General features: G+C 60.9%; 17 protein-coding genes. 12 read left to right on the forward strand and 5 right to left on the reverse strand.

Annotation, left to right across the window (positions count from 1 at the left end; all coding sequences use genetic code 11):
* Window positions 1-20: 20 nt before the first annotated feature.
* From rsxA to TMS3_RS14210, 8 genes are all read left to right on the forward strand, one after another.
* Window positions 21-605 carry an electron transport complex subunit RsxA gene (gene rsxA, locus TMS3_RS14175; RefSeq protein WP_025165936.1) on the forward strand — a complete coding sequence of 195 codons (585 nt, stop codon included), beginning with the start codon at window positions 21-23 and terminating at the stop codon, window positions 603-605.
* Complete coding sequence (gene rsxB / locus TMS3_RS14180) at window positions 602-1,177, forward strand: electron transport complex subunit RsxB (RefSeq protein ID WP_025165937.1); 576 nt, start codon at window positions 602-604, stop codon at window positions 1,175-1,177. The genes rsxA and rsxB overlap by 4 nt, the downstream gene beginning before the upstream one ends.
* Window positions 1,174-3,846 carry an electron transport complex subunit RsxC gene (rsxC, locus tag TMS3_RS14185; protein WP_025165938.1) on the forward strand — a complete coding sequence of 891 codons (2,673 nt, stop codon included), beginning with the start codon at window positions 1,174-1,176 and terminating at the stop codon, window positions 3,844-3,846. Before rsxB ends, rsxC begins: the two co-directional genes overlap by 4 nt.
* A gap of 63 nt (window positions 3,847-3,909) precedes the next feature.
* Complete coding sequence (locus TMS3_RS14190) at window positions 3,910-4,941, forward strand: RnfABCDGE type electron transport complex subunit D (RefSeq protein WP_025165939.1); 1,032 nt, start codon at window positions 3,910-3,912, stop codon at window positions 4,939-4,941.
* A 3-nt stretch (window positions 4,942-4,944) separates the two neighbouring features.
* Window positions 4,945-5,586 carry an electron transport complex subunit RsxG gene (rsxG, locus tag TMS3_RS14195; protein WP_025165940.1) on the forward strand — a complete coding sequence of 214 codons (642 nt, stop codon included), beginning with the start codon at window positions 4,945-4,947 and terminating at the stop codon, window positions 5,584-5,586.
* Window positions 5,579-6,292: an electron transport complex subunit E gene (locus TMS3_RS14200; RefSeq protein ID WP_025165941.1), complete on the forward strand. Its 714-nt coding sequence runs from the start codon at window positions 5,579-5,581 to the stop codon at window positions 6,290-6,292. The genes rsxG and TMS3_RS14200 overlap by 8 nt, the downstream gene beginning before the upstream one ends.
* The gene (gene nth, locus TMS3_RS14205) at window positions 6,289-6,927 is read left to right on the forward strand and encodes an endonuclease III (protein ID WP_025165942.1); all 639 of its coding nucleotides are present in this window, start codon (window positions 6,289-6,291) and stop codon (window positions 6,925-6,927) included. Before TMS3_RS14200 ends, nth begins: the two co-directional genes overlap by 4 nt.
* A gap of 107 nt (window positions 6,928-7,034) precedes the next feature.
* Window positions 7,035-7,214: a PA3496 family putative envelope integrity protein gene (locus tag TMS3_RS14210; RefSeq protein ID WP_025165943.1), complete on the forward strand. Its 180-nt coding sequence runs from the start codon at window positions 7,035-7,037 to the stop codon at window positions 7,212-7,214.
* 69 nt (window positions 7,215-7,283) lie between these two features.
* Here TMS3_RS14210 and gloA read toward each other — a convergent pair whose 3' ends face one another.
* The 3 genes from gloA to TMS3_RS14225 all read right to left on the reverse strand — a co-directional run bounded on the left by gloA (window position 7,284) and on the right by TMS3_RS14225 (window position 10,066).
* Complete coding sequence (gene gloA / locus TMS3_RS14215) at window positions 7,284-7,676, reverse strand: lactoylglutathione lyase (RefSeq protein WP_025165944.1); 393 nt, start codon at window positions 7,674-7,676, stop codon at window positions 7,284-7,286.
* A 116-nt stretch (window positions 7,677-7,792) separates the two neighbouring features.
* Entirely contained in the window at window positions 7,793-9,010 is a 1,218-nt protein-coding gene (locus TMS3_RS14220) for an argininosuccinate synthase (protein WP_025165945.1), read from the reverse strand.
* A gap of 132 nt (window positions 9,011-9,142) precedes the next feature.
* Window positions 9,143-10,066, reverse strand: a complete 924-nt coding sequence (locus TMS3_RS14225) for a flagellar protein MotY (RefSeq protein WP_025165946.1) — start codon at window positions 10,064-10,066, stop codon at window positions 9,143-9,145.
* A 168-nt stretch (window positions 10,067-10,234) separates the two neighbouring features.
* Here TMS3_RS14225 and pyrC point away from each other — a divergent pair, with 168 nt between their 5' ends.
* Both pyrC and rnt read left to right on the forward strand, forming a co-directional pair.
* Window positions 10,235-11,281 (forward strand): dihydroorotase, encoded by a 1,047-nt coding sequence (gene pyrC, locus TMS3_RS14230; RefSeq protein WP_025165947.1) that lies wholly within the window; start codon window positions 10,235-10,237, stop codon window positions 11,279-11,281.
* The gene (gene rnt, locus TMS3_RS14235) at window positions 11,278-11,955 is read left to right on the forward strand and encodes a ribonuclease T (protein WP_025165948.1); all 678 of its coding nucleotides are present in this window, start codon (window positions 11,278-11,280) and stop codon (window positions 11,953-11,955) included. Before pyrC ends, rnt begins: the two co-directional genes overlap by 4 nt.
* A gap of 67 nt (window positions 11,956-12,022) precedes the next feature.
* Here rnt and TMS3_RS14240 read toward each other — a convergent pair whose 3' ends face one another.
* Window positions 12,023-12,625, reverse strand: a complete 603-nt coding sequence (locus TMS3_RS14240) for a peroxiredoxin (protein WP_025165949.1) — start codon at window positions 12,623-12,625, stop codon at window positions 12,023-12,025.
* 290 nt (window positions 12,626-12,915) lie between these two features.
* On the opposite strand from TMS3_RS14240, the gene TMS3_RS14245 reads away from it, so the two are divergent.
* Both TMS3_RS14245 and bfr read left to right on the forward strand, forming a co-directional pair.
* The gene (locus tag TMS3_RS14245) at window positions 12,916-13,134 is read left to right on the forward strand and encodes a bacterioferritin-associated ferredoxin (protein WP_025165950.1); all 219 of its coding nucleotides are present in this window, start codon (window positions 12,916-12,918) and stop codon (window positions 13,132-13,134) included.
* A 197-nt stretch (window positions 13,135-13,331) separates the two neighbouring features.
* Window positions 13,332-13,802, forward strand: coding sequence for a bacterioferritin (gene bfr, locus TMS3_RS14250; RefSeq protein ID WP_025165951.1), 471 nt, complete (start codon window positions 13,332-13,334; stop codon window positions 13,800-13,802).
* 162 nt (window positions 13,803-13,964) lie between these two features.
* Here the strand turns inward: bfr and grxD are convergent, their stop codons facing one another.
* Window positions 13,965-14,291, reverse strand: a complete 327-nt coding sequence (gene grxD, locus TMS3_RS14255) for a Grx4 family monothiol glutaredoxin (RefSeq protein WP_025165952.1) — start codon at window positions 14,289-14,291, stop codon at window positions 13,965-13,967.
* Window positions 14,292-14,302: the final 11 nt, after the last annotated feature.

Here is a 14,302-nt window from a genome sequence, read left to right on the forward strand (position 1 = left end):
GTCCACCAACGGTACCCGTGATGACCGAACTCGCCCTGATCATGGTAAGCGCCATTCTGGTCAATAATTTCGTGCTGGTGCAGTTTCTCGGTCTCTGCCCCTTTATGGGCGTATCGAAGAAGATCGAGACGGCCATCGGCCTGTCCCTGGCCACCACCTTCGTCCTGACCCTCGCGGCCATGTGCAGCTATCTGGTGCAGCAATATGTGCTCAAGCCGCTGGATCTGGAGTTTCTGCGCACCATCAGTTTCATCCTGGTGATCGCCGTGGTGGTGCAGTTCACCGAAATGGTGGTGAACAAGACCAGTCCGTTGCTGTATCGCGTGCTGGGTATCTTTCTTCCGCTGATCACCACCAACTGCATCGTTCTCGGCGTAGCCCTGCTCAACGCCAACAAGAGTGAATTCACCTTCATTACCGCCACTGCCAACGGTTTCGCCGCCGGCCTGGGCTTCTCCCTGGTGTTGGTGTTGTTCGCCGCCATGCGTGAGCGCATCGCCATCGCCGATGTGCCGAAATCCTTTCAAGGCGCCGCCATCGGCATGCTCACCGCCGGCCTGATGTCGCTGGCATTCATGGGCTTCACCGGATTGATCAAGCTATGACCCTGGTGATCAGTGCGGTGCTCGCCCTGCTCGCCCTGTGCCTGGTGTGCGGGGCGATTCTCGGCTACGCCGCGGTACGCTTCAAGGTCGAAGGCGACCCCATCGCCGAGCAGGTCAACGCCCTGCTCCCGCAGACCCAGTGCGGCCAGTGCGGCTACCCCGGCTGCAAGCCCTACGCAGAGGCGATTGCCGCAGGCGACAAGATCAACAAATGCCCTCCAGGTGGCGAAGCGACCATCCAGGCGCTGGCCGACCTGCTGGATGTCGAGGCGGAACCGCTGGACGCAGTGGAAGGCGAGAAACCGCAGATGGTCGCCTACATCCGCGAGGCCGAGTGCATCGGCTGCACCAAATGCATCCAGGCCTGCCCGGTCGACGCCATCGTCGGCGCGGCCAAGCAGATGCACACGGTGATCGTCTCCGAATGCACCGGTTGCGACCTGTGTGTCGAACCCTGCCCGGTGGACTGTATCGACATGATTGCAGTGGGTAGCACAGTGCAGACCTGGAAATGGAACCAGCCACTGGCACCCGGCCAATTGATCGCCAGCGACCGGGGGCAGGCAGCATGAGTTCGTCGCAGATCTGGAACATCCCTGGCGGCATTCACCCGCCCGAACACAAGGCGCTGTCCAACGCCACGTCGACTCAGCCGGTGCCACTGCCCAAGCGCCTGGTCCTGCCGCTGAACCAGCATATCGGCGCACCTGCCGAACCCGTGGTGGCACTCGGTGAGCGCGTGCTCAAGGGCCAGCTGATCGCAGCCGCCAACGGCTTCGTCAGCGTACCGGTGCATGCGCCGACGTCGGGCACCATCAGTTTTATCGGCCCCCAGCCTTACCCGCATGTTTCCGGCATGCTGGCCCCGGCCATCGTCATCGACAGCGACGGCCTGGATGAATGGTGCGAGCTGAAGCCCTGCCCGGATTTTCGCAGCCTGGAACCCGCCGATCTGCTTGAGCGCATCCGCCAGGCCGGGATCAGCGGCCTCGGCGGCGCCGGCTTCCCCACCGCGGTCAAGCTCACCGCGCGGCCGACCCAGAAGATCCACACCCTGGTGCTCAACGGCACCGAGTGCGAGCCTTACATCACCGCCGACGACCGGCTGATGCGCGAGAAGGCCGCCGAACTGATCGCCGGCATCGAGATCCTCGCCCAGCTGATTCAACCGGAACAGGTGCTCATCGGCATCGAGGACAACAAGCCTGAAGCCATTGCCGCGGTGCAGGCGGCGATCGGCGCGCACCCCTTCAGCGTGCGGGTGTTTCCAACCAAGTACCCTTCTGGCGGTGAGAAGCAGCTGATCCAGATTCTCACCGGCGTGGAAGTACCCAGCGGCGGCCTGCCTGCCGATATCGGCATTCTCTGCCAGAACGTCGGCAGCGCTGTAGCCATCCATGATGCGGTGATCCTCGGCAAACCGCTGATCTCGCGCATCACCACCCTGACCGGTGAAGCGCTGGCACGGCCGATGAACGTCGAAGCCCTGCTCGGCACGCCGGTCAACGAACTACTGGAATTTGCCGGCCTCGATCAGGCTCGACTGTATCGCCTGGTCATGGGCGGCCCGATGATGGGCTTCACCCTGCCCGACTTCGATGTGCCGTTGATCAAGACCACCAACTGCCTGCTGGCCGCCAGCCAAGCCGAATTGCCGCCACCGCCGCCGGCCATGCCGTGTATCCGTTGCGGCAAGTGCGCCGAGGCCTGTCCGGCCAGCCTGCTGCCGCAGCAGCTGCACTTCTTCGCCCTCGGCCAAGAGCATGAGCAGCTCAAGGCGCACAACCTGTTCGACTGCATTGAATGTGGTGCCTGCGCCTATGTCTGCCCGTCGAGCATTCCGCTGGTGCAGTATTACCGCGCCGCCAAAGGCGAGATCCGCGAGCTGGAACAGAAGCAACTCAAGGCCGAACAGTCCAAGCAGCGCTTCGAGTTGCGCCAGGACCGCCTGCGCCGCGCCGAAGAACAGAAAGAAGCCGAGCGCAAAGCGCGCGCGGAAAAAGCCGCCCGCGCCAAAGCCGCCCAGACCGACGCCGCCCAAGACGGGGCTGGCAGTGGAGAACAGCCACACAAGCCCGCCGGGCTTAGCGATGAGCTGAAGAAACTGAAAATCGCCGCAAGCATGGCCCAAGTCGCTCTGAAAAAGGCCGAAAAACAGCTGGCCAGTCACGACACCGCCGAACTGCAGGCCCAGGTCACGGACCTGCGCAGCGCCGCAGAGACCGCGCAGCAGGCCCTGGACGCCGCGCTGGCAACCAACTCAGTCGCCGCCCCTGCACCGACCAAGCCGGCCGACGATGGCGCGCTGAAAAAAGCCAAGATCGACGCCGCCATGCTCCGTGCGCAACTGCGCAAGCTGGAGAAGCTCGAGGCGCCAGACGCGGCCCAGCAAAGCGAATTGCAACAACTGCGCAGCCAGCTGGCCGCTGCCGAAAAACTGCTGGCCGAGCTGGACAGCCAGACGCCCGCAGCGCCGACCAAGCCGGCCGACGATGGCGCGCTGAAAAAAGCCAAGATCGACGCCGCCATGCTCCGCGCGCAACTGCGCAAGCTGGAGAAGCTCGAGGCGCCAGACGCGGCGCAACTGAACGAATTGCAGCAGTTACGCGACAAGCTGGCTGCTGCCGAAAAACTGCTGGCCGAGCTGGACAGCCAGACGCCCGCAGCGCCAACCAAGCCGGCCGACGACGGCGCGCTGAAAAAAGCCAAGATCGACGCCGCCATGCTCCGCGCGCAACTGCGCAAGCAGGAGAAGCTCGAAGCACCGGACGCGGCGCAACTAAACGAATTGCAGCAGTTGCGCGACAAGCTGGCCGCTGCCGAAAAACTGCTGGCCGAGCTGGACAGCCAGACGCCTGCAGCGCCAGCCAAGGCGGTTGACGATGGTGCGCTGAAAAAAGCCAAGATCGAACTGGCAATGAAACGCGCCGAGCTGAAAAAAGCAGAAAAAGCCGCAGCCGAGGACATCGACCTGGGCGCCTTGCGCGATGCCGTCACTGCAGCCGAGCAGGCTCTGCATTCCGCCGAAGCCACATCCAGCAAGCCTGCACCCGACCTGGTGCGTAGCGAGAAACGTCCCATCGACGAAGCCACCCGCACGCTGAAAACCGAAGTCGCTTTCGCCCGCGCCGACTTACGCAAGCTGGAGCGCGAGGAGAACGTCTCGGCAGATGTCATCGAACCCGCGCGTTTGCGCCTGGCCGAAGCCGAACGCAAGCTGAACGAACACCAGAACGCATAAACCGCTGGAGTAGGTCGCTACGCGACTAAGCCGCACAGCACCGCACATGACACCGGAGCGCCAATGGCCCTGCCCCGCATCACCTCGCCCCACGCCAAGGGCAGCAATCGCACTCAGCAGGTGATGCTGCAGGTGTTGCTGGCCACCCTACCCGGGGTGTTCGCCCTGAGCTGGCTATTCGGCTTCGGCACGCTGATCAACCTGCTCTGGGCCAGCGCCTGCGCCCTCGGTTTCGAGGCTGCCATTCTCGCCTTGCGCCAGCGCCCGCTGGGCTTCTACCTGAACGACTACAGCGCCCTGGTCACCGCCGTACTGCTGGCCCTGGCCCTGCCACCCTATTCGCCCTGGTGGCTGACCCTGATCGCCACCGGCTTTGCCATCGTGTTTGGCAAGCAGCTGTATGGCGGCCTCGGCCAGAACCCCTTCAACCCGGCGATGCTCGGCTACGTGGTGGTGCTCATCTCCTTCCCGGTCGAGATGACCAGCTGGCCTGCACCGCACCGCGTCGGCCTGCTCGACGGCCTGCAGCACATCCTCGGCATCGCCGCCCTGCCCGATGGCTGGACCCAGGCCACCGCCCTGGATGCGCTGAAAATAAACAAAAGCCTGACCATCGACGAGCTCTGGGCGCAACATCCGGCGTTCGGCCGTTTCGGCGGCGCCTCTGTCGAGGCGGTCAATCTGGCCTTCCTTGCCGGCGGCCTGTACCTGCTGCACAAGCGGCTGTTCACCTGGCACGCACCGGTCGCCATGCTCGCGGCACTGGCCCTGATGAGCCTGCTGTTCTGGAATGGCTCGGGCTCCGACTCCCACGGCTCGCCGCTGTTTCACCTGCTCAGTGGCGCGACCATGCTCGGCGCCTTCTTTATCGTCACCGACCCGGTGTCCGGCGCCACCAGCAACCTCGGCCGGCTGATCTTCGGTTTCGGCGTCGGCGTGCTGGTCTACATCATCCGCGCCTGGGGCGGTTACCCGGACGGCATGGCCTTCGCCGTGCTGCTAATGAACCTGGCCGCACCGACCATCGACTACTACACCCGGCCGCGCACCTATGGCCACCGCAAGCCGACTCGCGGCTTCAAGTTGGGGGAGTAACCCGTGCTACCCGAAATCAGCCGCTCGATGCTGAAAAACAGCCTGGTCCTCGGCCTCTTCGCCATCACCACGGTGGGTCTGGTGGCATTGGTGCAACAAGCCACCGCCAGCCGCATCGCCACCTCCGAGCGCGAAGCCCAGGTGCGCGCCCTGACCGAGATTCTGCCCACCGACAGTTACGACAATCACCTGCTGGACAACCCCATCCAGGTGCATGACCCCATCCTGCTCGGCAACAAGCGTCCACAACCGGCCTATATCGCCCTCAAAGACGGCCAGCCCAGCGCGCTGATCCTGCGGGTCACCGCACCGGACGGTTACGGCGGCGCGATCCAACTGCTGGTCGGTATTCGCGCCGATGGCCAATTGGCCGGCGTGCGCGCACTTAGCCACAAGGAAACCCCGGGCCTGGGCGACAAGATCGAACTGGCCAAGAGCCAATGGATTCGCAGTTTCGAGGGCAAGTCCCTGAGCGACCCCAACGAGGATGGCTGGGCGGTGAAGAAAGATCGCGGCAGCTTCGATCAGTTCGCCGGCGCCACCATCACCCCGCGCGCGGTGGTCAAGGCCACGCACAAGGCCTTGCAGTATTTCGACGCGCACAAGAAGGAGCTGTTCGCAGCCCAGGTGAAATCCAATGGCTAGTCCCAGCTTTCGCGAAATATCCCTCAACGGCCTGTGGAAGAACAACCCGGCGCTGGTCCAGTTACTAGGCCTCTGCCCTCTGTTGGGTACCAGCAACTCGACGGTCAACGCGCTCGGTCTGGCCCTGGCCAGCGCGATCGTGTTGATCTGTTCCAACACTGCCGTATCGCTGGTCCGTGGAGTGGTTAACACCGCCGTCCGCCTGCCCGCCTTCGTCATGATCATCGCTGCCCTGACCACCTGTATCGAGCTGCTGATGCAGGCCTACACCTACGAGCTGTATCAGATTCTCGGCATCTTCATTCCGTTGATCACCACCAACTGCGTGATCCTCGGCCGCGCCGATGCCTTCGCGGCGAAGAACGACCCGCTGCGCGCCGCCTATGACGGCCTGGTCATGGGCCTGGGCTTCGGCGTGGTGCTGGTACTGATCGGCGCCCTGCGCGAGCTGTTCGGCACCGGCGTGCTGTTCGCCAATATGCAGCTGCTGTTCGGCCCGATGGCGGCCGGCTGGCAGGTGACGGTATTCCCAGGCTACCCCGGCTTTCTGCTGGCCATCCTGCCACCAGGTGCCTTTATCGTCCTCGGCCTGCTGATCGCCGGCAAGAATCGCATCGATCAGGCACTGGTCGAACGAGCCAGAGCCAAGCAACCGGACGCGCCGGTGCAGAGCCGACGGGTGCGGGTCACAGGAGTGATCGAGTGAACGCGGCAAAACGCTACGAGATTTTCCGCCGCCTGCATGAAGACAACCCGGAACCGAAAACCGAACTGGCCTACAGTTCACCCTTCGAACTGCTGATCGCCGTTATTCTCTCCGCCCAGGCCACCGATGTCGGGGTCAACAAGGCCACCGCCAAATTGTTCCCGGTGGCCAATACGCCGGAGGCCATCTATGCCCTGGGCGTAGAAGGGCTGTCGGCGTACATCAAGACCATCGGCCTGTTCAACAGCAAGGCGAAGAACGTCATCGAGACCTGCCGCCTGCTGGTCGAACAGCATGGCGGCCAGGTACCGCAGACCCGCGAAGCCCTGGAGGCACTACCCGGGGTCGGCCGCAAGACCGCCAATGTGGTGCTCAACACCGCCTTCAGGCAACTGACCATGGCAGTCGACACACATATTTTCCGGGTCAGCAACCGCACCGGCATCGCCCCCGGCAAAACCGTGCTTGAGGTCGAAAAAAAGCTGCTGAAGTTCGTGCCCAAGGAATTTCTGCTGGACTCGCACCATTGGCTGATCCTGCATGGCCGCTACGTCTGCCAGGCACGCAAGCCGCGCTGTGGCAGCTGCCTCATCGAAGACCTGTGCGAGTACAAGCACAAAACCTCTGACGATTGAGCTTTCATTAAGAAACTTGATGAGCCGATTGAAAAAATCTTTTTTACCTGCAGCGATTTTGCCGCTATAAGGTGCGCAAATGGCCCCGGTAGCCTGGAGTAGAGAAGATGAGCAGCGATAAAGAAGACCTCGAACTCGATGAAGATTTTGTCGCAGACGATGCAGACGATACCGAAAGCCCCGTCGAAGTTGCCAAGACCAACCTGACCAAGCGACGCATCATCGACAACTTTCTCGACGAGCGACGCCTGAACAAACAACTGGCCGAGTACGATTTCGATCTGTAGCGCCGAATGCAAAATCAAAAAGCCCCGCACAAGTGCGGGGCTTTTTGATTCCGGGCGAAACGGCCAGTTTCAATCGTTACGCGATGGCGACAGCAGTTCGATCTTGTAGCCATCGGGATCCTCGACGAAGGCCAGGATACTGCTACCGTGCTTCATCGGTCCCGGCTCGCGGGTGATCTTGCCACCGCGCGCCCGGATGTCCTCGCAGGCCTTGTAGACATCCTCGACCTCCAGGGCGATATGACCATAGCCGGTGCCCAGCTCGTAGCTGTCCACACCCCAGTTATGGGTCAGTTCGATCACACTGTTATGTGCCTCATCACCATAGCCGACGAAGGCCAGGGTGAACTGTCCCTCCGCGTAATCCTTACGGCGCAGCAAGGTCATGCCCAGCACTTCGGTGTAGAAGGCGATGGATTTATCCATGTCGCCAACCCGTAGCATGGTATGCAGCAGTCTCATCAGCGTTCTCCTCGTTCTGTACCGCTTGTGGCGGTCCTTAGAAAGCACAACCCCGGCGATTGCCGGGGCAGTGCTTGCGATAGGTTATAGCGCAGCCAGGGGCTGCCACAGGCTGCTTACAGCAGCTTGCGCCCCTTGTTCGCGGCGATGCGCATGCGCAATGCGTTGAGCTTGATGAAGCCCGCCGCATCACGCTGATCGTAGGCGCCGGCATCGTCTTCGAAGGTGGCGATATTGGCATCAAACAGTGAATCGTCAGACTTGCGGCCCACCACTATAACGTTGCCCTTGTACAGCTTCAGGCGCACCACACCATTCACGCTGGCCTGCGAGGCGTCGATCATCTGCTGCAACATGATGCGTTCCGGGCTCCACCAGAAACCGTTATAGATCAGGCTGGCGTACTTGGGCATCAACTCGTCTTTCAGGTGAGCGACTTCGCGATCCAGGGTGATCGACTCGATGGCACGGTGGCCCTTGAGCATGATGGTGCCGCCGGGGGTCTCGTAGCAGCCGCGCGACTTCATGCCGACGAAGCGGTTTTCGACTATGTCCAGGCGACCGATGCCGTTCTCACCGCCAATGCGGTTCAGCTCAGTCAACACAGTCGCCGGCGTCATGTCCTTGCCGTCGATGGCAACGATGTCACCGGCGCGGTAGGTCAGTTCGATATAGGTTGGAGTATCCGGTGCGGCTTCAGGGGACTTGGTCCACTTCCACATGTCTTCTTCGTGCTCGGTCCAGGTGTCTTCCAGCACGCCGCCTTCATAGGAGATATGCAGCAGGTTGGCATCCATGGAGTACGGCGACTTCTTCTTGCCGTGGCGCTCGATCGGGATGGCATGCTTCTCGGCATAGTCCATCAGCTTCTCTCGCGACAGCAGATCCCACTCGCGCCACGGTGCAATCACCTTGACGCCCGGCTTGAGTGCATAGGCGCCCAGCTCGAAGCGAACCTGGTCGTTGCCCTTACCGGTGGCGCCGTGGGAGATGGCATCGGCGCCAGTTTCGTTGGCGATCTCGATCAGGCGCTTGGCGATCAGCGGACGAGCGATGGAAGTACCCAGCAGGTACTCACCTTCATAGATGGTGTTGGCACGGAACATCGGGTAGACGAAATCGCGCACGAACTCTTCACGCAGGTCGTCGATGTAGATTTCCTTGACGCCCATGGCCTTGGCCTTGGCACGAGCCGGCTCGACTTCCTCACCCTGGCCGAGGTCGGCAGTGAAAGTCACCACTTCGCAGTTATAGGTATCTTGCAGCCACTTGAGGATCACCGAAGTGTCCAGGCCACCGGAATACGCCAGGACTACCTTGTTTACGTCGGCCATGCCATCAACTCCACGGGGTTGTTCGGGAAAACCCGTGATTCTACTGCCCATGCCGCATGATTTACAGAGGCGCGACAGCTTGTGACGACCAAGCGACGGTTTATATCGTAATAGCGTCGTGCCTTGCCGCCCTCAACCCGCCGCGGATGATGCACCATCGGCAGCAGTGGATTCAGGAGATGGCTCAACTGCGGGCGCACGATCCAGGCGCAGCGTGACCCGACGATTCTTCGCTCGATTGACCTCGCCCTTATTCGGCACCAGCGGGTAGCGCTCGCCATGAAAGCGCAAGGTGATCTGCTCGGCCGGCACGCCATTGGCCATGAGGTAATCCATCACCGCCAAAGCGCGACGGCGTGACAGGTCGCGGTTGGTCAGGCGATTGCCGCTGTTATCGGCATGTCCGTCGAGCTGAATCCGGTTGACGCTGGGGTCGGCCTTGAGAAAGCTCAGAATGATGTCCAGCTTGGCCTGCGCCAGCGGATCCAAGTCCACGCCACCGCCTGGGAAGCCGACCTGGGCCTGGCGGATCTGATCGAAATTCACCGGCAACAACTTGGCCGTACAGGCGGTGTAATCACTGTAAGCCTTGTGGAACTTGACCGGCAGCAAGCGCACTTCCAGGCTGTCGCCGCCTTGCGGGGTGCGATGACGGATCAGCGGACTGCGCCCCTCGAGCAAGCCGGTGAGCAGACGCGCGGCTTGCTCCTGAGAGCTGCTGAACGGCACCTCGCCAGTGCCGACCCTGACCACTCCCAGGTTGATATCGCCGCGCCCCGGCTGCCAGGGCGCGGCTGCCGCCAGCAGTGTGGCAGAGCCGGCCCGCAGCCAGTGCTCACGCGCCTGCAAACGGAAAGTCGCCTGCTCTCCGGCACGACGGACGAACTCGCCAGCACCGAAGCCGGTGATTGCCTGTGACAGACGGCACTCGAACTGGTCGCCCTCGATCTGCCACTCGACCTTTTCCAGGCGGGTTTGGAAACTGATGCTCCAGGCAGGCAGGCATACAGGCAAGCTGGCAATCAGGCTGAACAGGACAAGGCAAGGCTGGCGCACGGCAAGCTCCACAAGGAATAACGGCGTTACCTCGGGGTATCGGTGGCAAAGCAAATAACTTAAGCCCTGGGTAAGACCAGCGTGCAGCGTCACGGCGCATGTCCAGCGTGCTCTGGGGGGGCTTTTCCGGTAGCATTCCTGCAACGTTTTGCCCGCCTGGAAACCTCCATGACTGACCGCCTGACCCTGCTGCGTCCCGACGACTGGCATATCCACCTGCGCGATGGTGCCGCGCTGCCACGCACCGTCGCCGATGTCGCCCGCACCTTCGCCCGCGCCATCATCATGCCGAACCTGGTGCCACCGGTGCGCAACGCCAGCGAAGCCGATGCCTATCGCCAACGCATCCTCGCCGCACGCCCGGTCGGCAGCCACTTCGAACCGCTGATGGTGCTCTACCTCACCGACGCGACCAGCGCCGACGATGTGCGCGCGGCCAAGGCCTCGGGCTTCGTCTACGCGGCCAAACTCTACCCGGCCGGCGCGACCACCAACTCCGACTCCGGGGTGACCAGCCTCGACAAAATCTTCCCGGTACTCGAAGTCATGGCCGAAGTCGGCTTGCCGCTGTTGGTGCATGGTGAGGTAACCCGCAGTGAAGTCGACGTGTTCGACCGCGAGAAGTTCTTTATCGACGAGCAACTGAGCCGCGTGGTTGAGCGTTTCCCCAGCCTGCGCGTAGTGCTCGAGCACATCACCACACGCGATGCGGTGGAGTTCGTCAACGCGGCGTCGGCCAATGTCGGCGCAACCATCACCGCGCACCACCTGTTATACAACCGCAATCACATGCTGGTGGGCGGCATTCGCCCGCACTTCTATTGCCTGCCGATCCTCAAGCGCAACCTGCATCAGGAAGCCTTGCTCGACGCGGCCACCAGCGGCAGCAGCAAGTTCTTCCTCGGCACCGACTCGGCGCCGCATGCCCAGCATGCCAAGGAAGCCGCCTGCGGTTGTGCCGGTTGTTACACCGCTTACGCCGCGATCGAGTTGTACGCCGAGGCCTTCGAGCAGCGTAATGCGCTGGACAAACTGGAAGCCTTCGCCAGTAAGCACGGCCCAGACTTCTACGGCCTGCCGCGCAACAGCGAGACCATTACCCTGGTGCGCGAGACATGGACCGCGCCGGCCAGCCTGCCACTTGGCGAACACGTCGTTGTGCCACTACGAGCCGGTGAAACACTGAACTGGCGCCTGCTGGAGGACAACGCGTGAGCGACGAACATTTCGACGACGAACGTGACGGCAGCAGCAACGGCAACGGCTCGCGCCACCCCATGGCGGCGCGCTTTCGCGGCTACCTGCCAGTGGTGGTGGATGTGGAAACCGGCGGTTTCAACTGCGCCACCGATGCCCTGCTGGAAATTGCCGCCACTACCGTAGCCATGGACGAGCAGGGCTTTCTCTACCCTGACCACACGCACTTCTTCCGCGTAGAACCCTTTGCGGGCGCCAATATCGAACAGGCAGCGCTGGAGTTCACCGGTATCAAACTCGACCACCCGCTGCGCATGGCGGTAAGCGAAGAACACGCCCTGACCGAAATTTTTCGCGGTCTGCGCAAATCGCTGAAAGCCAACGGTTGCAAGCGAGCAATTCTGGTCGGGCATAACAGCAGCTTCGACCTCGGCTTCCTCAATGCCGCCGTTGCCCGGTGCGAGATCAAGCGCAACCCGTTTCACCCCTTCTCCAGCTTCGACACCGCCACCCTGGCGGGCCTCGCCTACGGTCAGACCGTACTGGCTAAAGCCTGTCAGGCCGCGGATATCGAGTTCGATGGCCGTGAGGCGCACTCGGCGCGCTATGACACCGAAAAAACCGCCGAACTGTTCTGCGGCATCGTCAACCGCTGGAAGGAGATGGGCGGCTGGATGGATTTCGACGACTGATCTCGCCGCAGTAACCTAAAAGCAAAAAAACCGGCCTAGGCCGGGTTTTTCGTAAGCGCGCGGCGCCTTACAGGCTGGCGGCATTCTCAGCCAGGTACTTGGCCACGCCTTCCGGCGAAGCAGTCATACCCTTGTCGCCTTTCTTCCAGTTGGCCGGGCACACTTCACCGTGCTCTTCGGTGAACTGCAGGGCGTCAACCAGACGCAGCAGCTCGTCCATGTTACGGCCTAGCGGCAGGTCGTTAACGATCTGCGAACGCACGACACCGTTGGTGTCGATCAGGAACGCGCCACGGTAGGCCACGCCGTCTTCGGCTTCAACGTCATAGGCCTTGCAGATTTCGTGTTTCACGTCGGCAGCCAGAGTGTATTTGACCTGGCCGATGCCACCCTTATCTACCGGGGTGTTACGCCAGGCGTTGTGGGTGAAATGGGAATCGATGGAAACGCCGATCACTTCGACGTTGCGTGCCTGGAACTCAGGAATGCGGTGATCCAGTGCAATCAGCTCGGACGGGCAGACGAAGGTGAAGTCCAGCGGGTAGAAGAACACCAGGCCATACTTGCCTTTGATCGCCGAGGACAGGCTGAAGCTGTCGACGATTTCGCCGTTGCCCAGCACGGCTGCGACGTTGAAATCAGGGGCTTGCTTACCTACGAGTACACTCATTCGATATCTCCTTGAGTATTGGGTGAGGTGCGAACCGACTTAACCTTAAAGCTGCCGAACGACAACACGACGACACGGCCCACACCGTCAGGGCCAATCATGATACACCTCGGTTTTGAGCATCGCCCACCGCTTTTTTGAACCTCAGCGCCCCCCTCTTCACCCCTTGTGACCGCTCATCCGCTCCCTGCGGTTTTAAGTGGAGCATTCTCAATCGATCTTTGACACGCATTCTCATTAACATTAGTATCTTATCCAACCTCCTCACCCCTTGCGACGAGCCTTACCCTATGTACGTCTGTCTTTGCGAAGGTGTTACTGATCACCAGATCCGCGATGCGATCTATGAAGGTTGCTGCAGCTATCGTGATGTGCGCGCGACCTTGGGTGTCGCCAGCCAGTGCGGTAAATGTGCATGCCTGGCCAAGCAAGTGGTACGCGAAACCTTGAGTGAGGTGCACAGCAGCCAAGCCGCCTTGACCCACACGGCCAGCTTTGTTGCCGCCTGACTTCAGCGCAAAAAAGAACCGGACTTAGAGTCCGGTTTTTTTATGCCTAAAATTCAATAACTTAAGTTCAAAATGCAGAACTTAAACATTCGTATTCATATTTATTTTTACTTTAATTTCAAATACTTAGGTTTGACAGCTCGACCACATCGGGCCAGAATTTGCAGTTACCTCTTCCTCGCAAGGCAGGCCCAGAAATGAAAGGCGACAAGAAAGTAATCCAGCATCTGAACAAGATCCTCGGTAACGAGCTGGTCGCAATCAATCAATACTTCCTGCACGCACGGATGTACGAAGATTGGGGCCTGAAAAAGCTTGGCGAGCACGAATACCACGAGTCCATCGACGAGATGAAGCATGCCGACAAGCTGATCAAGCGCATCCTCTTCCTCGAAGGCCTGCCCAACCTGCAAGACCTCGGCAAGATCCTGATCGGTGAAAACACCAAGGAAATGCTCGAGTGCGACCTGAAGATCGAGCACAAAGCCCACGTCGACTTGAAAGCAGCCATTGCTTACTGCGAAAGCATCGGCGACTACGCCAGCCGTGAGCTATTGGAAGAGATCCTCTGCTCGGAAGAAGACCACATCGACTGGCTGGAAACTCAACTCAGCCTGATCGAAGCTGTCGGCCTGCAGAACTACCTGCAATCGCAGATGGATGACTAAGCTCACCTGAGCAAATCGTCTATTCAACGGGAGCCAGTGGCTCCCGTTTTAATTACGCCCCCGATCTAGGCCAGGATCACTACTGCTCCAAAGGCTGACCGAACAGCTATATCCGGGCATAAAAAAACCCGCGCTGAGGCGGGTTTTTCACGAAAGAACGACTTAAGCGCCGGCTTTCTCGACCGCGCTCTTGATCAGGGTTTGCAACTCGCCCTTCTCGAACATCTCGGCCATGATATCGCTGCCACCAAGCAACTCCCCACCGACCCACAGCTGCGGAAAGGTCGGCCAATTGGCGTACTTCGGCAGGTTGGCACGAATTTCCGGGTTTTGCAGGATGTCGACGTAGGCGAACTTCTCACCGCAGGCCATAACCACCTGCGCGGCTTTCGACGAGAAGCCACACTGCGGGGCATTCGGCGAGCCTTTCATGTACAGCAGAACGGTGTTGTTGGCGATCTGCTCTTTGATGGTTTCAATGATATCCATGGGGCACCTCA

Origin of the sequence: Pseudomonas taeanensis MS-3 (genome assembly GCF_000498575.2) — a bacterium.
In the GTDB taxonomy this organism is placed as follows: Bacteria; Pseudomonadota; Gammaproteobacteria; order Pseudomonadales; family Pseudomonadaceae; genus Aquipseudomonas; species Aquipseudomonas taeanensis.

Bases quoted from the DNA above. Each gene is read 5' to 3' on its own strand.
- TMS3_RS14190 (WP_025165939.1), top strand. From the start codon at position 3,910: ATGGCCCTGCCCCGCATCACCTCGCCCCACGCCAAGGGCAGCAATCGC.
- grxD (WP_025165952.1), bottom strand. From the start codon at position 14,291: ATGGATATCATTGAAACCATCAAAGAGCAGATCGCCAACAACACCGTT.
- pyrC (WP_025165947.1), top strand. From the start codon at position 10,235: ATGACTGACCGCCTGACCCTGCTGCGTCCCGACGACTGGCATATCCAC.
- rsxB (WP_025165937.1), top strand. From the start codon at position 602: ATGACCCTGGTGATCAGTGCGGTGCTCGCCCTGCTCGCCCTGTGCCTG.
- TMS3_RS14210 (WP_025165943.1), top strand. From the start codon at position 7,035: ATGAGCAGCGATAAAGAAGACCTCGAACTCGATGAAGATTTTGTCGCA.
- gloA (WP_025165944.1), bottom strand. From the start codon at position 7,676: ATGAGACTGCTGCATACCATGCTACGGGTTGGCGACATGGATAAATCC.
- TMS3_RS14240 (WP_025165949.1), bottom strand. From the start codon at position 12,625: ATGAGTGTACTCGTAGGTAAGCAAGCCCCTGATTTCAACGTCGCAGCC.
- TMS3_RS14220 (WP_025165945.1), bottom strand. From the start codon at position 9,010: ATGGCCGACGTAAACAAGGTAGTCCTGGCGTATTCCGGTGGCCTGGAC.
- rsxA (WP_025165936.1), top strand. From the start codon at position 21: ATGACCGAACTCGCCCTGATCATGGTAAGCGCCATTCTGGTCAATAAT.
- bfr (WP_025165951.1), top strand. From the start codon at position 13,332: ATGAAAGGCGACAAGAAAGTAATCCAGCATCTGAACAAGATCCTCGGT.
- TMS3_RS14245 (WP_025165950.1), top strand. From the start codon at position 12,916: ATGTACGTCTGTCTTTGCGAAGGTGTTACTGATCACCAGATCCGCGAT.
- TMS3_RS14200 (WP_025165941.1), top strand. From the start codon at position 5,579: ATGGCTAGTCCCAGCTTTCGCGAAATATCCCTCAACGGCCTGTGGAAG.
- rsxC (WP_025165938.1), top strand. From the start codon at position 1,174: ATGAGTTCGTCGCAGATCTGGAACATCCCTGGCGGCATTCACCCGCCC.